The sequence below is a fragment of the Vreelandella sedimenti genome (genome assembly GCF_013416325.1).
Taxonomy (GTDB): domain Bacteria; phylum Pseudomonadota; class Gammaproteobacteria; order Pseudomonadales; family Halomonadaceae; genus Vreelandella; species Vreelandella sedimenti.
This window is the reverse complement of sequence record NZ_JACCGK010000010.1, coordinates 129,013-149,345: the sequence shown is the minus strand read 5'-3', so window position 1 is coordinate 149,345 and position 20,333 is coordinate 129,013. Positions and strand designations below refer to the sequence as shown.

At 49.9% G+C, this 20,333-nt stretch carries 19 protein-coding genes; 11 read left to right on the top strand and 8 right to left on the bottom strand.

The annotated features are described in order from the left end of the window. Positions 1-56 precede the first annotated feature (56 nt). Complete coding sequence (locus HZU72_RS12785; protein ID WP_180092591.1) at positions 57-1,784, top strand: mechanosensitive ion channel family protein; 1,728 nt, start codon at positions 57-59, stop codon at positions 1,782-1,784. On the opposite strand, the gene HZU72_RS12780 is transcribed toward HZU72_RS12785, so the two are convergent. After that, positions 1,702-2,304 carry a glutamate racemase gene (locus tag HZU72_RS12780; protein ID WP_180092588.1) on the bottom strand — a complete coding sequence of 201 codons (603 nt, stop codon included), beginning with the start codon at positions 2,302-2,304 and terminating at the stop codon, positions 1,702-1,704. The two genes, HZU72_RS12785 and HZU72_RS12780, sit on opposite strands and share 83 nt — an antisense overlap. 227 nt (positions 2,305-2,531) lie before the next feature. On the opposite strand from HZU72_RS12780, the gene HZU72_RS12775 reads away from it, so the two are divergent. The 3 genes from HZU72_RS12775 (at position 2,532) to HZU72_RS12765 (ending at position 4,491) form a co-directional block, all read left to right on the top strand. Further along, positions 2,532-2,903 carry an antitoxin Xre-like helix-turn-helix domain-containing protein gene (locus HZU72_RS12775; protein ID WP_180092585.1) on the top strand — a complete coding sequence of 124 codons (372 nt, stop codon included), beginning with the start codon at positions 2,532-2,534 and terminating at the stop codon, positions 2,901-2,903. Continuing rightward, positions 2,900-3,649, top strand: coding sequence for an RES family NAD+ phosphorylase (locus HZU72_RS12770; protein WP_180092582.1), 750 nt, complete (start codon positions 2,900-2,902; stop codon positions 3,647-3,649). The genes HZU72_RS12775 and HZU72_RS12770 overlap by 4 nt, the downstream gene beginning before the upstream one ends. A 77-nt stretch (positions 3,650-3,726) precedes the next feature. Further along, on the top strand, positions 3,727-4,491 hold the full coding sequence (locus HZU72_RS12765) for an alpha/beta hydrolase family protein (RefSeq protein WP_180092579.1): 765 nt from the start codon (positions 3,727-3,729) through the stop codon (positions 4,489-4,491). A gap of 99 nt (positions 4,492-4,590) precedes the next feature. On the opposite strand, the gene HZU72_RS12760 is transcribed toward HZU72_RS12765, so the two are convergent. The 6 genes from HZU72_RS12760 to HZU72_RS12735 form a co-directional block, all read right to left on the bottom strand. Continuing rightward, the gene (locus HZU72_RS12760) at positions 4,591-5,082 is read right to left on the bottom strand and encodes a RidA family protein (RefSeq protein WP_208458073.1); all 492 of its coding nucleotides are present in this window, start codon (positions 5,080-5,082) and stop codon (positions 4,591-4,593) included. Positions 5,083-5,143: 61 nt separating this feature from the next. After that, positions 5,144-5,545 (bottom strand): c-type cytochrome, encoded by a 402-nt coding sequence (locus HZU72_RS12755; protein ID WP_180092573.1) that lies wholly within the window; start codon positions 5,543-5,545, stop codon positions 5,144-5,146. 13 nt (positions 5,546-5,558) lie between these two features. Beyond that, positions 5,559-7,145, bottom strand: a complete 1,587-nt coding sequence (locus HZU72_RS12750) for a flavin monoamine oxidase family protein (protein ID WP_180092570.1) — start codon at positions 7,143-7,145, stop codon at positions 5,559-5,561. 343 nt (positions 7,146-7,488) lie between these two features. Beyond that, on the bottom strand, positions 7,489-7,665 hold the full coding sequence (locus tag HZU72_RS12745) for a hypothetical protein (RefSeq protein WP_180092567.1): 177 nt from the start codon (positions 7,663-7,665) through the stop codon (positions 7,489-7,491). 401 nt (positions 7,666-8,066) lie between these two features. Next, positions 8,067-11,540, bottom strand: a complete 3,474-nt coding sequence (locus HZU72_RS12740; protein WP_180092564.1) for an acyl-[ACP]--phospholipid O-acyltransferase — start codon at positions 11,538-11,540, stop codon at positions 8,067-8,069. 265 nt (positions 11,541-11,805) lie between these two features. Continuing rightward, positions 11,806-12,723 (bottom strand): LysR family transcriptional regulator, encoded by a 918-nt coding sequence (locus tag HZU72_RS12735; protein WP_180092561.1) that lies wholly within the window; start codon positions 12,721-12,723, stop codon positions 11,806-11,808. A 112-nt stretch (positions 12,724-12,835) separates the two neighbouring features. Here HZU72_RS12735 and HZU72_RS12730 point away from each other — a divergent pair, with 112 nt between their 5' ends. The 7 genes from HZU72_RS12730 (at position 12,836) to HZU72_RS12700 (ending at position 19,262) form a co-directional block, all read left to right on the top strand. Next, positions 12,836-14,077, top strand: a complete 1,242-nt coding sequence (locus HZU72_RS12730; RefSeq protein ID WP_180092559.1) for a Zn-dependent hydrolase — start codon at positions 12,836-12,838, stop codon at positions 14,075-14,077. Positions 14,078-14,153: 76 nt separating this feature from the next. After that, positions 14,154-14,984, top strand: coding sequence for a transporter substrate-binding domain-containing protein (locus HZU72_RS12725; protein WP_180092556.1), 831 nt, complete (start codon positions 14,154-14,156; stop codon positions 14,982-14,984). Between the two features lie 6 nt (positions 14,985-14,990). Beyond that, positions 14,991-15,728 carry an amino acid ABC transporter permease gene (locus HZU72_RS12720; RefSeq protein WP_180092553.1) on the top strand — a complete coding sequence of 246 codons (738 nt, stop codon included), beginning with the start codon at positions 14,991-14,993 and terminating at the stop codon, positions 15,726-15,728. Further along, positions 15,721-16,488 carry an amino acid ABC transporter ATP-binding protein gene (locus tag HZU72_RS12715; protein ID WP_180092550.1) on the top strand — a complete coding sequence of 256 codons (768 nt, stop codon included), beginning with the start codon at positions 15,721-15,723 and terminating at the stop codon, positions 16,486-16,488. The genes HZU72_RS12720 and HZU72_RS12715 overlap by 8 nt, the downstream gene beginning before the upstream one ends. A gap of 16 nt (positions 16,489-16,504) precedes the next feature. Continuing rightward, positions 16,505-17,494, top strand: a complete 990-nt coding sequence (locus HZU72_RS12710; protein WP_180092547.1) for a dimethylarginine dimethylaminohydrolase family protein — start codon at positions 16,505-16,507, stop codon at positions 17,492-17,494. Between the two features lie 104 nt (positions 17,495-17,598). Beyond that, positions 17,599-18,342 (top strand): class II aldolase/adducin family protein, encoded by a 744-nt coding sequence (locus tag HZU72_RS12705; RefSeq protein WP_180092544.1) that lies wholly within the window; start codon positions 17,599-17,601, stop codon positions 18,340-18,342. Further along, entirely contained in the window at positions 18,339-19,262 is a 924-nt protein-coding gene (locus HZU72_RS12700; RefSeq protein WP_180092541.1) for a 2-hydroxyacid dehydrogenase, read from the top strand. Before HZU72_RS12705 ends, HZU72_RS12700 begins: the two co-directional genes overlap by 4 nt. A 79-nt stretch (positions 19,263-19,341) precedes the next feature. On the opposite strand, the gene HZU72_RS12695 is transcribed toward HZU72_RS12700, so the two are convergent. After that, positions 19,342-20,277, bottom strand: a complete 936-nt coding sequence (locus tag HZU72_RS12695) for a LysR substrate-binding domain-containing protein (protein WP_180092538.1) — start codon at positions 20,275-20,277, stop codon at positions 19,342-19,344. Between the last annotated feature and the right edge of the window lie 56 nt (positions 20,278-20,333).

Genomic DNA, 20,333 nt, shown 5'->3' with positions numbered 1-20,333 from the left:
GGCAACGGGTCTGTCGGTGTTAGGCAAATTGGCCCACTTTACTGAATAAGGCATATATGAAAGCACTCGGCTCGTGGCTCGCATGGGGCGTGTTGGTAATCGCACTGACGCTCTCCAGCCTATGCGTGGCGCAAACTCAAGGAGGAGAGAGCGAAAGTGAGCGGTGGTTTACCGTCGATGCATTAAATACAGGGCTTGGTGAACCTCCCGAAGAGGCAAACCGAGTAACGCCAAGAGAATCAATAAGGAGTTTTTTGCACCTCACGGGGCAGGAAGAGTATGAAGCCGCTGCCCATATGCTCAATCTTTCCGAGTTTTCAGAGGATGAGCAACGCGAGCAAGGGAGTGAGCTCGCCCGGCAACTGGCAGAGATTTTTCAACGCGGCGAATGGTTGAGCGTTTCCGATCTGCCCGGTCGCGAAGACGCGGTGATTGAAGATCCTGCAGGCCAAAACCCCCGCGTTGGTGAGACCCGTCGCAACGTTGAGGTCTCCTCTTTACAAGCTGATGGCGAAACCTACGATATCCGCTTGGGTCGATACCGCGTGGGTGACCAGGAGCCCGTCTGGTTGGTCATGCCCATCAGTGTGTCTTATATTCCGACGCTGTATGAGCAGTACGGCCCTTCAGCACTGGAAAGCTATATTCCCGAACGCTTCCAGGCCTCGTTTGGCGTCCTGAGAATTTGGGAATGGATCGCGATTCCCTTGTTTGTGCTGTTTATCGGGCTCGTAGGGTGGGGAGTTCACCGTCTGATTGGCTTGATGTCGAAATGGTTACCTTCAGGGGTGTCGAGTATTTTTGCCAGCCAAATCGGTATGCCTGGGGCGCTGATTGCAATGTCGCTGGTTACCCAGATGGTGCTGGATTATGTGGTGTCGTTTTCAGCGGTCGCCACGACGACCTTCCGGGTTTTACTCATCAGTGTTTTGGCCTGGGGAGTGGGCACGATTGCGTTGCGCTTAGTGGATACTATTATGCTGCGTTTAACGCGGCGTATTGTGGGGGAAATCGATGATACCAAGCCCAGAGACGAGCGCAGACTACTGACGTCACTCTACGCGTTGCGCCGGGTTATTATTCTGATCACCGTTACCGGCGTATCCATATACATACTGGGTCAGGTTCAGCTCTTCGAAACCCTTGGCTTATCGATTCTGGCGTCTGCCAGTGTATTGGCCGTATTAGTGGGTGTGGCGGGCCAAACGGTACTTGGCAATATCCTCGCTTCATTTCAGTTATCGTTTGCTAAACCCATTCGCATTGGCGATTTGGTGATCTTTGAAGACGAGTGGTGCTATGTCGAAGGCATCTTTTATACCTTTATCCGGTTGAGGTCATGGGATGAGCGGCGTTTGATTGTGCCCGTTACCTATTTTACTTCTAAGCCATTCGACAATTTGTCGGTAAAAAGTACCAAGATGTACCGGTCATTGACGCTGACACTTCACCTAAGCGCCGATATAGGACTGTTAAGAGAGAAATTTCTCGAGGTCGCCAAAGAAGAAGACAGCGTTATCGAACACCACAAGCTGCTCTGCTACGTAACGGCACAAACAGGAACGGCGCAAACCGTCACCTGTTACCTCATGACCTCAGACCCTTTGGCAGGGTGGACGGCGGAAATGAATGTGCGCGAGAAGCTGCTGTCCTTTATCCGCGATAACCATCCAGAATGGTGGCCACGAGAAATTGTGGTTATCAGCCACAGTGATATCGCCCGCGGGGCGCAAGGGAAAAGCTCGGGGGAAATGGATAGTGTTGAGGTGAAACCATCAGAGTAGAGGGTGGTTGTGCAGCGGCGAGAACCGCTGTCTGAGTCGCCTTTGGGTCGAATAGAAAAGTGCCATTCTCGATAAGCTCCACCATGGACGAAGCATTGATCAGGCTGACATTCTCCGGCTGGGGTGCATGGTGATCGATGAACTGCTTGAGCGGCGAGCTTTCGATGAGCGAGTGCACCCCCATGATGCCGATCTTGCCGCTCGCCGACATGGCGAGTGCTTTTTCGATGGGTGGGTAGACGCCGAACAATGGCAGCAAGGTGCTTTGGCGAACGTCATCCAGTAGCATGATAGACGGTGCGTTCGATGCGATGACAATGGCAGAGGGTGCGTAGCCCTCAAGAAAACGCAGTGTGCGATGTATGACAGCGAGTAGCTCTTCCCGCCCTTTGCTTCCATAAGGAAAGCCCGCCCGATCAGCGAAATAAACAATATCCTGTTTAGGAAGGCGCTTATGTATCTCGGCAACAATGGCATAGCTGCCAATGCCAGCGTCGAAAACAGCAATTGGCTGGTGCATAGTAATATCCTGGGTGTCGGCTAAAGTCTAATGATCCATAAGGTTCTAATGCGATGGGAGCGTTATTTTTAGCTACTATGCTAGTTAAACTTTATACGGTGCTGGGGCACGGCACTGAATGAAACCTTTCGCCTTGCCACCTAGATAAATAGGAAAATTGCGCTCAGTATGTGAATAAAGAACTTTTTTGCTATTATTGATGAAAATCCATCTCCATGAGGCGCACCATGCCAGCCCTTACTCAAACAAAGCCCACCCCGGAAATGGTGCTAGCTAAAGCAGTTCTGCGTGCTGCTGAGCAATTGGGGTTATCGCAGTCTGATTTGGCGGAGGTGCTAGGCGTACACCGCACGACTATTACTCAACTTAAAAAAAGCCTGAAGCTTGACCCGAACTCTAAGCAGGGTGAACTAGCTCTGCTGCTTATCCGCTTGTCTCGAGCATTATTCGCTCTTACCGGAGGCGACCAAACATGGATTCAGCATTTTATGCGAACATCCAACCGTGTTACTGGTGGCATCCCGGCCGAGCAGGTAACACGGTTGGAGGGGCTGTTTGCGGTACTGAGATTCGTGGATGGTATGCGGGGTAAGGTGTGAGTGTATGGGAAGCCTGTGGCGGCGCGAGAAATATTGAACCTGTTTCTGGAATCCTTTATCGACTGGTGGAGAGTCAGGAGCAAGTCGCGACGCTCAGCTATGTCGACACGTTAGAAGAGCAGGAGATGCTTGAAGCACTGCTTGAAACTGCTAAACCGCCTTACCCTGAACAGGAGCGAGACCTGCACTATCTCCTAAAAACCCCTTTTCGGTATCCCCCTCTCAAATGGGGGTCACGTTTTGGCCGTGTGTTTGAGCCAAGCATTTTTTACGGTGGTAAGGGGATTGCTACCACTCTCGCTGAATCTGCCTACTACCGACTGGTTTTCTGGTATTCCATGGAAGGTGATCCTGTTACCGCCTCGCTGCGCTCAGAGCACACACTCTTTTCTGTAGACTATGCCGCTAAACGGGGAGTGAAACTAAACGCAGGCCCCTTTATCGAACACTTTCCGACGTTGAAGCATCCGGTTGATTACACCCCATGTCAGCAATTGGGTAGTGCAATGCGTACGGCGGACATTGATGCATTTGAGTACGCCTCCGCAAGAGATAGTCAGGGGGGAGCGTGCGTGGGCTTGTTTACCCCTGAAGCGCTTACCCAGCATGAGCCAGACGATATGCGCCCTTGGCTTTGCGTTACAAGTGCCGCTCAAGTCTCATTTAAACGCAAAGACGCATCAGGCGTTTATACCTACCACCTGGATGATTTTCTCCACCAAGGCGTGCTGCCTTTTCCTGCTTAGTGAACGGCTTTCCGAGCAGGGTTTGACAAAAATTTAGTTTGGGTGAATCAGAAAACAAGGAAGGAGTGGTTGTCTAAATGCTTTTAAATATCGTGCAGCGGTTGCTACCCGACTGGGGCGTTACTTATGGCCCACCGGGCGATGGCCCTTTTCCAGCGGTTATGCTGCTGCATGGTTCTGAAGGCGCATGGGCAGGGTGGAGTCATCGTGACGCGATGCTATTCGCCGCCCATGGCTTCTTGGCGTTCCCTTATGGCTACTCAAGCGGCGGTAATGCATGGAACGCGGGGCATATTACCGATTACCCACTGGATCGCAGCGTGGAGGCATTGAAAGCCCTGCGAGAATTCCAGTTCGCTGATAAGAGGGTAGGGCTTGATGGTATTTCACGCGGCGCCGAGCATGCGTTATTGCTCGCTTCCCTAATGGCAAGAGATAAGATCAAAGGCGCACCTGATGCCATCGCCGCGCATAGCCCGCCAGATGTTGTGTGCGGGGCCTTTGATGCACGTAGTTTTCGCGATGTAGGGGATCCAGGCTGGCAAGCCTGGGACGTCAGCAAACGCGCTTGGACATGGCGTAATAGTCACGAAGGCTTGCTGCCGACCACGCCGATCGAAATCGAACGCTACCCTGGGCCGCTACTACTTTCCCATGGTACCAAAGACCGAATGTGGTCGGTTGAGATGACCAAGCGTCTGGAAAAACGCCTGCGCGAGCAGGGCCGCCCCCCAGAAGTCCACTACTACGAAGGTGAAGATCATATACTCAGTAGCTCAGGGCAGAATGCACACTGCCAACTACTGCTAGATTTTTTCTCAAAGCATTTGATAAAACCTTAAGAATAGAAGCGCGAACAGCCTCATAGTCGCTAGCGGTGCCATCACAAAACAGCCGACTACATTAATGTAGTCGGCTGTTTTGCTGACCTGCTGTTTAAATTATGGCCTAACGGCGGTAACTTCGATCTCTACCAGCCAGCCGGGGTTGACCAGCGCATCGACGACCATGGCGGAGCGCACAGGGAGGTTAGGCTGCTCTTCGGTGCCAAAGAATTGTGTATATCCCGCCATGAAGCCTTTAAAGTCGACGGTCTCACCCTCAGGGGCTACAAGAAACGCCTGCATTTTGACGATATCGCCGACACCTAAACCGAGACCTTCCAGGTGCGACTTAATGCGGTTCATAACCGTGACCGTTTGTTCTTCGGTTGTTCCAAAAGCCTCCATACTATTTGGATCAGCATCTTCATTAATGATGCTAGGAACAGTGCCACTAAGATAAACCGTTGTACTATCGGAAGGGATTTCAACCGCTTGCAGTATAGGGAAATCTGAATTAGGAATAGGGTGGCGAATAATGTCTTCAGCAAGAGCCGAGCCCGCATAAGCAGAAAGAAGTGTTAGGCCAATAATCGTGTTTTTAAAACTCATCATATATTTCCTTTTGGGAGTAAGAACGCGTTTTGTGTTGCTTAAGGCTTAGCGAAAAGCCTTAGCGCATATTCTTAACCAGCTCTGCCCTGGCTTCGTTATCAGTGTAGTTATTACCAAAGTTGGTACGGATAAAGTTCACCACCGAAGCAACTTGCTCGTCATCCAGTAAGCCGCCTAGCGGGGGCATGGCTTTATGTCCGTGAATAACAAGGCTGATGGGGTAAGCAGTCGCCATTAAGCTGGGATTGTTAGCAAGCGCTGGATATTCTCCTGCCCCTTTGGCGCCTTGCCCATTGGGCATGTGACAACCGGCGCAAACGCCTGCATAGATGGAAGCCCCGTCGGTTTGAGTTAACGTAGAAGGGTTATCGAACCAAGTGGTGGTATCAATGGAGGTCTCCTGAGCGATGGCCGGTATTGTGAGAAAGAGTGCAGCCATTGATGTGAATAGCATTTTCATAATCACAGACTCCTCAAATCTCAGTAATGGTGGTGTGTAGGCGTTCGACTGCATCCAGAGCGGAGAGTACGGCCCCTTCCATCCACGCAGGTAGATACGAAATATGTTCACCTGCCATTAGCGTTCGTCCATCCATTGCGGTGGCATCCTGGTAGTCCGCTTCACGATCTTGCCACAGGCCATAGCAGCCTAAAGTCCATGGAACACGATGCCATGCGACTGAAGCACCGGTTTTGAACTCATCGTAATATTGAGGGTGAATCTGCGAACCGTATTCCATCACTTTGTCGATACGTTCTTCGGGGGAGAGGGCGTTAAATTGATAGGCGTAGGCGCCCCAGGGGTAAGCCGCTAAAAGGACTCCTGGGCCATCGCTAAACATGTTATAGGGTGGGTAAGAAATTAACGTAATGGGAAGATTGGTATAGCTAATGCCGCCATAGATATGTTCGTCCTCTTCCCAGAAGCGCCGCTTAAACTCAATTCCAGCCTTGAAGGCTGATGCATAGGGCATTGAATCAATGATCTTGCTCATGCGAGGTGAGAAGTCATGGTCAATCTGGCTAAGCACGGAAAACGGAATGGTGCAGATACAGTAATCGGCCGTTTCTGTCTGCTCATTGCTACCACTATCGGCAGATATCCAAGAGGCGGTTACTTGGTCTCCTTCGTGGTGTATGCGAGTCACTTTCGCGTTATAGGTAATCAGCTCGCCAACCTGTTCTTCAAACCCTTTTGCAATCATGTCCATTCCACCCACCGGCTGGAAAATGGTGGACTGCATGTGCAAATTATCGCCAGTGGTAAGGTTACGCCATAACGTTGAGTTTAGTATTTCTGAGAGTGAGTTGACCTGGGATGGCTCAGGCTTTCCATCAACGCCGCCGCCTTCAGGGTGGCTCCAGCCTCGGAAAGTGGAGGACTCGCTTCCCGTTACATAATCTAAGTTGTCATTTAATGCGCCATAGCGTTTAAGTGCGGCAACGAGCTTTTCTGCATCTTCAACACTAACTGCCTCATCTAGCCCCTGTTGATCAACGACTTTGGCAAGTAGCTCTGCAACGTGACCTCTGAAATCGGTGGCCACTTCCTTGAAGCGTTGAGGCTGACCATCAAAGGCTTCTGAGTCGTGTAAGTAAGCGTTGTAATTGACCTGGATAAAGGGTTCTAGTTTCACCCCAAAGCGTTTGCAGTAATCCAATACGGCGAAGTGATCCGAGGGGATTCGCCATGGGCCAGGATTTAAGTAGTTGCCTTCAGCAAAATCGATATGCTGGGTAAAACCGCCTAACTCGGTGTAGCTATCTCCACCACGTAACGTCCAGCAGCGGCCACCTGCTTTATCACGATACTCCAGCAATTTGACATTATAACCAGCGTTGCGCAGTTCAAAAGCTGCCGTCATACCGGCTAAGCCGGCCCCTAAGATTAAGATATTGGTATTGTCAGGGGCTCCCTGTAGGTTCAAACGCCCACGCCAATTAGACTGAGATGCAAAGCCCATTGTGCTCATTGCGGAATACATGGCCGCAGCCCCCGCCACCGCGCCCACCATGCCTAAAAAAGACCGACGCGTTACACCTTCTGGATTGAATGACATTGCTACCTCACTATGAAGTCATAGGCAGGCAAGTAGAGTCCTTTCAGTAACGCGATGTCGTCCTACTGCAGCAGGCGCTGCGTTGAATTAATATTAAGGGCTCTAATTATCCGGCCAATATACGTAATATCTGAACGTATGCAGGTGATGTGCCAAGTTAAATTAACCCTTTGTTTTAATTATATAAGTAAAAGTTGATACATGATTTGAAGGCAACACGCACCGATAAAAACATCCAACTTAGTGCGCGTTTCTAGGAGGTATCTCCTTTTTGGTGCGAAAGGAGGATTGTATTGGTAAGTGGTTATCTGCTTTTGATTTCCCTTATATTCCGTATGATTTTCTAGCGATTTTCTCCCCACCCAAAAAGCCCATCTCGGTAGCTAATAGGTGTGGCGGTGATGATGGTCGCTTGGGGCAGGTTGTCGATATGCGCTCTCGGCTGCAGCCAGGGCTGCTCATCACTGGGTGGCAACCACTCAATGCGGTCGTTAAATAGCGCATCATCAATCTCTAACACTAACGGGCTTCTGCATAGACAAAGTATTTGTTGGCGATAAAAAGAACAGCTTCTTCAACATTCAAATGAACGCAGTCGAGCTTATGATCGTTTCCGCAACGGGACACATAACCAAGTTGCTGAGTTTGATCCCAAATAGTTTTACTAATGACTCTGAATAAGCGCATAAGATCTCCAGTGGCTTTTTGTTTCGACTAAGGCAGCTTAAAACCTAAAGTTAACTTGAGGTAAAGTGGCGCTGAAGATGTAATATCAGGTATGACGTCATGCTGCTGATTGAACAATGGTTAAGCTAATTGGTGTGCGGATTTCTGACCTGATTTATTAAGAAGAGCTAGATACTGCACAGCGCGTATTGAGTTTGGGCTTTGCTGCACAGTATCTCATTCCAACATCAGCTTTTAATGCTTCAGTTCTTCCTCTATCAGTGCTTGAGCCAAGCGTTTTGCCCCTGCAAAGTCCGCTTTCCCAGAGCCAAGGTGAGGGATGCTCTCCACCGTAAACCAATGGCTGGGGATCACCATGGGTGGTGTACCGTTGGTGAGCATAGTGGCCTTGACGGTTTTGGCGTCTAACGCTGTTTCTGAAAGCAACACAATGCGCTCGCCCTTGCGGCTATCGGGAATATTCACCGCCATCAGTGCGGTGTCCGTATCCTCCAGAGCCGCCTTAACCGCCGTTTCAACGGCGCTGAGACTGATCATTTCACCGCCGATTTTGGCAAAGCGGGCGCAGCGGTCAATCAAGGTTAAGAAGCCGTCTTCATCGATAAACCCTTTATCCCCCGTTATATACCAGCGGTGGCCATCGATCACGTGGAGCGCCTTGGCCGTGCGGTTGGGGGCATTGAGATAACCCTGCATTATTTGCGGGCCGCTAATCAATATCATGCCGGCCTCGCCAGTCGGTAGCTCTTCAAAGCTGTCAGGATTGACGATTTTGAAGCTGGTGCCGGGCAAAGGCATACCGACGGTGCCTGCTTTGCTGCCCCGCTGCACCTGTTGATAGTGAACGCCCATGGCATCGGGAAGATTCACTGAGGCGACTGGGGCTATTTCCGTGGCGCCGTAGCCTTCGTACACAGGCTTGTGAAATTTCAGCGCGAAGCTGTTACGCACGTTTTCGTCGAGCTTCTCGGCTCCGGCAACCACCACCCTCAAGCTCTCCAGCATTAACGGATGCACCTTTGAGCTGCGTACAAACAGCCTTAAAAAGCTGGAGGTGCCGAACATGATAGTGGCTTTGTGCTTGGCAATTGCGCCCGCAATCCCGGGGGCATCGGTGGGGTCGGCGTGGCACACCAGCGGCAGCCCTTCAATCAGCGGTAGCAGCTGGGTGACCGTAAGGCCAAAGGCATGAAATAGCGGAAGTGAACCCATTACAACGTCGTTGCTCTGGGTGTTAAGTACGTCGGAAGTCTGCTTTATATTGGCCATCAGGTTGCGATGGCTCAGCATCACGCCCTTGGGTTCGCCTTCGCTTCCGCTTGAGAACAGGATGGCGGCAGTGGCGTCGGCATCGTGACCGTGGCAGAAGCAGCGCTGTAGTAGCCAAGTCGGCAGTGTTCTCACCGCCAGCCAGGTACTCAAGCGTTCGCCACGGCCAATCGTGGCCTGCAGGTCTTCTAAAAGAACCACCTGCTTCTCGCGAAGCAATTGGCTAACGTCGAACCCGCGCTGCTCGAGCTTCTTCACAAAGCGCTGTGAGGTGAAGACGGTAGCGATTTCCGCCTGGGAAAGGGCAGAGGTCAGCGCCTCCTGGTCGGCGGTGTAATTAAGATTCACCACCGTTTTACCCGCTAGCAGCGTCGCCATATTGGCGATAACCCCGGCGCTGCTGGTAGGTAGCAGTAGGCCAACGTTCTGCCCTGGGTTGAGCTTGCGAATACGCTTTGCAATCAGCAGGCTGGCAGTGAGCGCTTGGCTTGCGTTGAGTGGGCGGCCTAGCGTATCGGCCAGGGCAAGGTCGCTAGGGCGGCGCTTAACGCTTTGAATCCAGGCGTTAGGCAGGCTCGGGAGCTCGCCCATGGCCCGCTGCCAAGAGCGGGTAGCCTGCTCAAAAATACGCCGTTTGAGCACGTCGGCGGGGGTGTCCTTGGACAGCTGCTTGCCAAAGGCGACCACTACCGAGCGGTGCAGAGGCGCATTGCGCAGCTCTTTAAGCTTGCTGGAAGATCGGGAGAACTGGCTGCCCCACAGGCCTCGCAGGTAGAAGGGCACAATTTTGACGTCTGGATTTGCCATGTCACAGGCGCGCTCATAGCCGCGGCGGAATTCGCCCAGTTGTCCAGTGCGGCTGATCGCCCCTTCAGGAAACAGGCACACTACCTCGCCTGCGTTTAGCTGTTCCGCCACATCGACCAAGGCCTTTTCGGCACCACTGCCGCGTTCGATGGGTATACAGCCTAGTGCTTTGAAGAACCAGCGCAGGTACCAACGCTGGTAAACCGATCTGAGCATCACGAAACGCACCGGTCGAGGGCTGGCGATTTGTACCATGGCCCAATCCACCCAACTGATATGGTTGCCCAATAGCAGCACCCCGCCCTGGGCAGGCAGGTTCTGCAAGCCATGGACATCTACGCGATAGCGGCGTGTCAGCAGGAAGCTCAACAGAAAGCGCACCAAGCTTTGGGGCAGCTTAACAATGGTGTAACCACCGCCCACCATGGCCACGGTAGCGATGAGTAGCAGCAGGTAGTGGCTATTCACTCCTGCCAAGGCGAACAGCGCCGTGAGCACCAAAAAGCCCAGCATGGCGATGTTTTGAATCCAGTTGTTGGCGGCCAGTACGGTGCCTAGCTCGTTGTCGTCGGCGTGAAACTGGATCAGCGCATTGAGCGGCACGATGAACAGCCCACCCATGATGCCGATAAACACAAAGTTCAGCGCTTGGCCAACGGGCGTGGTCAACAGCGGCAAGCACCATAAACCCACGGCCACCCCAATAGCGCCTACGGGGATCAATCCGGTTTCAATACGGTTGTGGGAAAGTTTGCTGGCGAATAGGGAACCAAGCGCAATGCCAATGCCGCTTGCGGCGAGAATACCCTGGAGCACCAAGGTGTTATCGATGCTCAGGGCATCTTTGGCATAAGCGGGAAAGGCCGCCAGCAGCACTTGGCCCACTGACCAAAAGGTGGCAAGGCCGATAATGGAGAGCCTGATGACAGGCTGGTGAGCGATAATCCTCAGGTTGTCTTTCAAGGCAGCACCCTTTATGTAGCGCTGCCAGGTCAACGGTGTCTCTGATCGATTGGATGCATCAAGCGGAAGGCGGTAAAGCGTTACGACCTGGATGGCGCTATTGATCACCAGCAGCCAGCCCAGAGGGGCTATTTGGCGCAACAACTGCGCTGGGGTTTGATCTTCGGGTAACACCCAAGTCTCAAACAGCGCGGTAAACGCCACGGTGCCCGCCAGAATGGCGCCAATGGTGACGGCCTGAATTAGCCCGTTGGCTTCCGCCAGGCGAGGCTTGCCGAACAGTCCTTTTACCAAGCCGTATTTGGCCGGTGAATAAAAGGCCGATTGAATCGCCAGCAGTAGCGTCATGAAAAAGGCCAGCCAGAACCAGCCTTGGTAGTAGGCGGCGGTGATGCCCAGTGAGACCACGACGGCGGCCCAGGCCGATGTGCGCAGAATGCGCACCTTGGGGTAGCTGTCAGCCACATGGCCCGCCGGGCTAAACAGTAGAATAAACGGCAGTAGGATAAGTCCGTTGACCAGTGCAGTGAGCACGACCTGTGCTTCACCATCGTAACTTTTGAAGATCGTGTTCTGAATGACGATCTTGTGGCCTAGATCCACAAAGGCATTGAGAAAGATTGCTATCAGATAGGGCCTGGCGCCTGTTATGCGCAGCAGTCGATGCATGAGGTGTCGCCTTGTCGTTTCCTGGAAGTTGTTCTGCTTATCCACCATCGCTTTGGCACCATGTTAGTGCTTATATTATGCACTATTTCAATGGTTTATATATGCCTTAACGATATCAGTCTTAACGAATAATCATGTATTATTTGAATTTATAGATAAAATAAAAGTTCATGATTTTACATATTTAAAAATATAAACCATGGTGTAGATATTGTAGAAAAACATAACGATCTATGAGAGTTTTGGACTATTTAAGAACTCAATACTAATGGAAAAAAGCGTGCTCTTTTATGATATCAATGGCCGCCTGTTCAGCACCTGTTAAAACCGTTTGGGAGTTCCATATGACATATAAATCGATATTGGCAACACCTTCACTAGGTGGTAATGCACGCAAATTTAGTTTTATTTCTTCATCTCTAGCAAACGATTCAGGTAGACAACCTATTCCCCAGCCACATTTTATTAAGCGCCTAGCTTCATTAAGGCTTTGTGTAATAGCGGCATTTTTTCCCAGAAGTGAATGTTTGATTCTAAATTTTTCTATTTCAAATAAAGAACCATTTAATTGAGAGTTAGTGTAGCTTACCCATTCACAATCTGTTAAATCGTTTAAAGAAAGGTCGTTACGTTCATATAGGGGGTGAGCTTTTCCACAGTAGAGTCTATATCTTTGTGTGCCAAGTAAAAAGCTTTTAATACTTTGGCTCTTGAGTGGTAGCGTTGTAATTCCTAACGATAACGACTCAAAAGCAACTGATCGTATTATATCCTGGCTTAGTAACTCTTTGAGTTCACAGGTTATATTTGGATGCATTGTATGTATATGCTCCAGTGATTTGTCAAAGATATTGATGCGGGCGCCACTGACAATCCCTATTTTTAGGATGCCTTCGATTTTATCTTTGTCGTTTCCAATATTCATACATAAGCGTGAAACGCGAGATAGTATTTGTATTGCTTCTTCATAAACTTTTAATCCGGCCTCGGTTACATGGAAATGACGGCTGCTTCTTTCAATAAGTGAAGATTCAAGGTGCATTTCAAGTCGTTTCAGAGAAGAGCTCACAGCGGGTTGCGTAACGTATAGTTTATTTGCTGCCTCACTGATGCTTTTTTCATTAACGATAGTAACGAAAGTTCTAAGAAGGTTTAGATCAAGATACTCGTTTACAGGGCGCATGGAGAAGTACCGATGAAATTATGAAAACATCTATACAGTATCTGATTATGCTTTTCAACGATTACTTATGCAGCGAAAAAGTAGCTAGCCATGGGGTCATATGAGGTGAGTTATGCAAGTTGATGCGGACAGGCTCTGGCAAACAATTCAGGGCATGGGGGAAATAGGCAAGACCCCAGGGGGCGGGTCGTCCAGGCTGGCCCTGAGTGATGAGGATATTGAAGGAAGAAAAGAGTTTCTGCGCTGGGTTAGCCATGAAGGATGCCATTATCGTACTGATGTATATGGAAATATATTTGTACAGCGTACAGGAAATGATAATTCATTGAAGCCGGTTGTGTTAGGGAGTCATTTAGATACTCAACCTCGGGGCGGCAAGTTCGACGGAGTGCTGGGTGTGCTTTCAGGGCTTGAGGTTATCCGAGTACTGAATGAACACAGGGTCGTGACGAAAAGACCTATTGAAATTGCAGTATGGACAAATGAGGAGGGAAGTCGATTTAGTCCCGCAATGTCTGGAAGCGCTGCTTTTGCTGGTCTTTTATCGGAAACTGATTACCGTTCTTCTCAGGATGCAGAGGGTAATACGCTTGGAGAATGCCTCGATATTTCCGGGTTTAAAGGGGATTTATTGCCCAATGATATTCCTATTGGATGTTATCTGGAATTACATATAGAGCAGGGACCTATACTTGAAGAAAGAAATATCCCAGTCGCTGTGGTCAATGGTGTGCAAGGCGTTTTATGGCTGGATATTCATTTCTATGGTGAGTCAGCTCATGCGGGGCCTACACCCATGGCAAACCGTAAAGATGCATTATTTGCGGCCAGTGATTTTATAAATAAATTCAGAGAGGAAACTCTTAAAGACAAAAAAGATGATGCGAGATTTACCGTTGGAAATCTGAGTGTAGGGCATCCCTCTCGAAATGTAGTCCCTAGCTTGACCATTGTTAATGTTGATATCCGGCATGTAAATGATATTGAACTTGAGCGCTTGGAAGAGAAAGTTCATTGTTTACTGAAAGAAATGAAGGAAGAACATGGTGTGGAAGTCGCAGTAGAGATAAAGTGGAAAATGCCGGTGCTTAAATTTAATGATAATTTATTAAATGTTCTGAGTAAGGCGGTAAGTAAATGTGATGTGGCTCCATTCATGATGATGAGCGGTGCAGGGCATGATGCAGCCAATATTTCTAGAATTTCGCCCACCGCTATGTTGTTCGTTCCAAGTGTAAATGGAATTAGTCACAATGAAAGAGAGTTTACTAATAAGGAGCATTGCGCTTTGGGTGCACAGGCACTACTGAATGCAGTGCTTGATCTAGCAAATAACGAAAAAGATTTTAATTGAATGCAACAAGAAGAACCAGTCTCGGAGAACCTTTAAGTAGGTCCGATAAAATATCTAAACAAGATGAGGTGCTAAAATGAGCAGGAAACTTTTTACCCTATGCACTGCAACCGCTTTAACCACTACTCTGGCATCCTTTGCTATGGCCAACGAGCAGCTTGCAGATGAGTTAAATACGGAGGGAACTATAACTGTTTGTATTTCAAAAAATGCTTATCCTCCGATGTACTGGAAGGAAAATGGTCAATTGACTGGGTTTGATGTTGTCTCGATGGAAGCTATTGCCGAACAGCTAGGACTGGGGTTGCAATTCATGGAGGTGGCATTTGACGGTTTAATGCCAGGAATTGTTAGTGGGCGATGCGACATGATGCGTTCAGGCCTTTATGTTAGCGAGGCGAGAACCAATGTGGCAGATGCCATACCCTATTTGCGAACTGGTCCGGCACTATTAGTAATGTCTGGAAACCCTGCCGGAATTACGTCGACGGATGATTTATCCGGTAAAACAGTAGCTGCTCAGTCAGCCTCCGCCAATGCAGAAATTTTAGGAGAGCTTTCCGAATCTTTCGAAACGGCCGGTCAAGATTCAATCAGTATTGCGCTTTACCCGGAGCTGCCAGAAACCGTGGCGGCTGTTCAGAACCATCGTGCTGATGCTGTGATTGAAACCGATGTGGCCGCCGCATCAGTGGCCGATAGTCTAAGTGGTCGCATGGAAGTGATAGGTGGTTTGTTCGACTCAGATACGATGTTTGGCATGTATTTTCCTCAAGGCAGCCTGCTTAAGGATGCTATTGAAACCGTTGTCATTGAATTAACTGAAGATGGCACTTTGGAAGAAATTGCAGTCCAGTTTGGGCTGATGCCTGAAAATATCGCTTCAGTGGAAGAAATACAGGGGTAATTCCTGATGGCTTTTGATAGCGCGGTTTTTTGGGATGCTCTATTTTCGCGGTCATATCTAAATGGGGCCTTTGTTGCACTATCGCTGGCAACGCTAGTGCAGTTTTTCGCTATCGTGATCGGCTTCTTCCTAGCTCTGGGCCGGGAAAGCCAGAAAACGGTGCTTCGTTACTTTACCTCGGCGTATGTATGGGTGTTCAGGGCTATACCTGCGTTGCTGATCTTGATCTTAGTATGGAATGTCTTGCCGCAATTAGTACCAACACTTCGCAGTAGTTGGTTTACACCTTATATGGGAGCGCTTGTTGGCCTGACGCTATTGGAGGCGGCACTGATGACCGAAATCATTCGCTCGTCATTGAGGTCGGTTGATAAAGGGCAGAAATTGGCCGGTAAAGCTATTGGTCTCACACCCAGACAGATCTATTGGCATGTATTAATCCCGCAAATGATCCGGGTCGCTATCCCACCTACGGGCAACCAGTACATCAATATGATCAAGATGACTAGTCTGGCCAGCGTAATCTCTCTTCAAGAGCTTCTTTACGTCGCCCAGCAAAATGTTTCACGGACGTTCAGCTACATGGAGTACTACTCTGCCGCCGCCGTCTACTACCTCGTCATCGTCAGTGTGTTGATGGTGATCCAGGCGCGTCTCGAGAAGAAATATATGTGGACGAGCAGGGTGGCTCCAGGAAATTTTGACGTCAGGAACATCAAAACCTGGGGAATTAATAATGGCTAATAACTACAAGATTGAGACGCGACAACTGGCGAAGGTCTATCACGGCCAACAAGTACTGAAGTCCATCGACTTTAGTATCAGCCCAGGCGAAGTCAAGGCGGTGCTTGGACCATCGGGCTCGGGGAAATCAACCATGTTACGCCTAATGTCACTACTTGAGGCATCTGATGGGGGAGTGATCCTACTAGATGGCAAGGAGCTGGGCGTGGAAGTTGTTAATGGACGTGCTCGGCCATCGACTGAGATTGAGTTGGCCAGGCAAAGAACCCGCCTGGGCTTCGTTTTTCAATCGTTTAATTTGTTTCCGCACATGAATGTGATGGAAAACCTGCTTCTTGGACCTACTGCAGTATTCAGAAAACCACGAAAAGAGGCTCAGTACGAAGCAGAAGTGTTGCTTAAACGCGTAGGGTTAATCGATCACTGTAATAAGTTTCCTTCTGAGTTATCCGGAGGACAACAGCAAAGGGTCGCCATTGCCCGAGCCTTGATCATGTCGCCGGAAGTGATGTTCTTCGATGAGCCGACCTCTGCGCTTGACCCGGAACTGGTTAGAGAGGTGCTCAATGTTATGGAGGATCTAGCCGATTCGGGCATGACGATGGTGGTGGTTACACATGAAACGGGCTTCGCCCGAGAGGTCTCGGATCACGTCGTGCTTTTCAATGAGGGAAGAATAGTCGAAGAGGCTACACCTGATAATTTCTTTTCGGCTGATGCACCTCTGCCTGTTAAGCAATTCTTACAACATGTTATGTAATATTAAGGATAATGAGATGAGTGAATTTGGCCCTGCAGAGAACTTCTTCCACAAAAGAATCGGCCCAGAACCATACCCTGTATTTAACTCACCCGATGAACTGACCCGTAACTGGGGGCGGAAGTGGGGACGTGTTGATGAGTACAGTACATTGCGTACGGTGCTTGTTAGGCAACCCAATGTTGGAATGGGCGATATCCGTGAAGATGCCTGGAGTGACAGTGCTCAAGCGTTAGTAGACCCCAATGGTTTCTGGTACTACAAACGTAAGACACCTCCGAATATGGAGCGGGTAATGGCTCAGCACCAGGGCCTGTGCGATGCGCTTGAAAGTGAGGGAGTAGAAGTTGTGGTTGCTCCTGATTTACCTCGTATGTACACCAAGTCTGTTTATGCTCGAGACCCTTTGTTAACGGTGCCGGGTGGGGCGATCATCGGCCGCCTAGCGCCGCGCATGCGACGTGGTGAAGAAGCTAGCATGACTCAGACCGTGGCGGCATTGGGGATGCCGATTCTTGGCACCATTACTGGGGCAGGAATGGTCGAGGGAGGTTCTTTCATGATGCTACGGCCGGATCTGGCGGCCTACGGCACTTCTATACGCTGTAATATTGAAGGAGCCGATCAGTTGGAGTCGCTGTTGAAGCCTCTTGGAATCCAACTAATCAAGGTGCCGTTGCCTGGTTACACTATCCATATTGATGGGCAGTTTATGGTGCTGAATGACCACACAGTAATGGCCAATGTGCATCGTCTACCGTATGAGTTTCTGGCCCAACTTGAGGAGTTGGGATTTGACATTCTTTTTCCTCACCCTGATGAGCAGAACGCCTGTAACTCACTGACCGTCAAGCCTGGCAAAATTATTATGGCCTCCATTTATCCCAAGACTGCAGAGATGCTCTCCAAGCGCGGTTTCGACATGGTCGTCATCGATTATGACGAGATTATTCACAATGGTGGGAATATACATTGCTCGACCATGGAGCTGGTTAGAGATTGGTGATTGTTCGGTGCGTTCCTCTCCCTTCAAGGGAGAGGGCAACCTTCGTATTCGCTATGCCACCGTAAACACTTATACATAAGAAATATTGTGCTGTGGAGAGTGTGATGCAATACCATTCAAGCGTAGATTTATGGGCGGAGCGCTGTCAGCTTGCCGCCATGTACCGCCTGTTAGCGCATTACCGGATGACCGATCTGATTGATACGCATGTCTCCTTAAAGTCTGCTACCGGGCACTTTTATATCAATAATTATGGTGTGCCCTTTGAGAAGATGACAGCATCCGACATGTTGCTAATTGATGTTGATGGCAACGTTATTCATAAAGCCAAAGAGGACATTGAGGTCAACAAGGCTGGGTTTGTGATTCACTCCGCTATTCATGAGGCAAGAAAAGAGCTGACCTGTGTGATACATACGCATACAACAGCAGGTATTGCAGTCTCATGTCAGGAAAAAGGATTGCTGCCACTCAGCCAGCACGCATTGAAGTATTACAACCGGACCTCTTATCACCAGTATGAAGGGATCGCTTTTTGTGAGACCGAGCGGGAACGATTGGTCGCGGATCTAGGGCAAAACGATGTCATGATTCTTAGAAATCACGGTCTCATCGCAGCTGGGCGAAATATTGCCGAAGCCTTTATGAATATCATCGCCTTAGAGAGGGCATGCCAAATACAGGTTCAAGCACTTGGCCAGGGCGAGAGGCTTATTTCCCCCTCTAAAGAAGTATGTGAGAAAACAGCAGCGCAATTTACGGGTCCAGCGCAGGATCGAATCGTACAACTGGGCTTTAATGCTGCACTTTCACTGATTGCAGACCAAAAATCAGAGTACGAAATATGAAGCGAGTAGCTTTTTGGGGTGAGAGTGTCATGCTGGGTAGGGTAAGGAAGCTCTTTGCTGAGTCCTATCCATATATGGTAATGGTTCATGATGAGCAGTACCTGCCAGAAATAGATGCTTTAGTATGCTGGAAACTTCCTGAAGGTATGATTGATCGGTTGCCAAACCTTCGTCTGATCCATTCAGTAGGTGCTGGTTGCGAAACCATTATCCGCCACCCCTTACCCAACAGAGTCAGCGTTTGCCGTGTCGTGGATGATGCTCAGATTCAGGGCATGATTGACTACTGTACTTGGGCTGCTCTCTACTACTATCGAGAGCTCGACAAAGTCATTGAAAACAGTCGGCACAAAGTGTGGGAATGGCCACCGCAGGTGCCCAAGAATACCTATAAAATAGGTATAATGGGCCTTGGCAACATGGGGTGCCATGTTGCTACAAGCCTGTCGCAAAGCGGGTTTGAGGTTTGTGGGTGGGCCAGGACGTCTAAGCAGCTCAAGACGGTAAAGTCATATGCAGGCAATCATGAGCTGGAGGCTTTTCTTGAAGGGTTGGACTTAGTAATTTGCCTGCTTCCGCTAACCCCTGAAACACGGGGAATCTTAAGCGCTTCTTTCTTTGAGAAAATGCAGCCGGGCAGTGTCATTGTCAACTTGGGACGGGGAGAGCACCTTGTTGAAGAGGATCTTCTGACAACATTGCAAGAGGGGCATTTGCGTGGCGCTTTACTGGATGTCTTCGATAACGAGCCTCTGGAGAAAAATAGCCCACTTTGGGGAGCGCAAGAGGTTCTGGTGACCCCACATATGGCTTCAGCGTCGTCTGTAGAAGAAATTACCCGGCAAATTCACGACAATATCATCCGTATGCGCAGTGGAGAGGAGCTGCTAAATCGTGTAGATCACGAGCGGGGTTACTAGGGATGATGAGCCGAAAATGGTATCAGCTATCGCTAATGGGTGCATAGGCTTCATGTAAATAGTTAGTTAGAATAATGGCCTACAAAGATTTGTCACGAAAGTGAGCGGCTTCCTGCGCCAACCACTCCACAAAGCGTGCTACCGCCGGTGGCGTTTCTCCATCACTAGGCAGAATCAGTTCGTAGGCGAACGGAGAAACGAGTGGATAGTGTTCCGCGAAGGGGCGTACCAAGACACCGCTCGCCAGCCGGTCAGCCACCAATGGGTAGCTGGCGAGTACCACGCCTTGCCCGGCAATGGCCTGATCGAGAGCCAAGCTGTAAAGCGAGTATTGCCGTTGGTTGGGCATCTTGTTTAGCGCTACTCCGGCGCTTTTAAACCAATCGCTCCAACTTGGAATGGGGTGGCCTGCGTGGCTGCACCAATCCACGGTGAGCAGCGTCTGTGCCAGCAAATCGTCGGGGGTTTGCATGTTTGCCTGCGCTAATAGAGAGGGCGAACAAACCGGGAATAGCGTGTCTTCAAACAGGCGCAGGCTGGTGACACCGGGCCAAGGGCCCAGGCCGTAGCGCAATGATAAGCGTGCTCTGTTGGGCAACCACAGCGGTGGCGTTAAGCGCGCCTCGGCATCCAGAGAGATTTCTATTTGCCGTTCATTGGCTTCAAAGCGGGGTAAGCGGGGGAGTAGCCAGAGTTGTAGGAAGGAGGGCGGTGCACTCAGTAACAATCGAAAGGCCTCCTCTGAACGCTCGGTGACGTTCTGTACGCCGCTGGCGATGCGCAAAAGGCCGGCCTGCACATCTTCAGCCAGTACCCGACCTGCTTCGGTAACGCATACCCCATTGGCATGACGTTCAAACAGCACCACGCCTAAGTGATCTTCCAACTGTTTGACCTGTCGGCTAACGGCGCCAGGCGTCACCCCGAGGCGATAAGCGGCGGCTTTGAAGCTATTTTCTCGCACGGCCTCGGCAAACGCGCGCAATGCATTCAGCGGTAGCCTTTCTATTCTCATAGAGTGAGTTTTCCTAAGCCTAGGCCCGATAAGTAATCGTTTGTATGCAATGACGC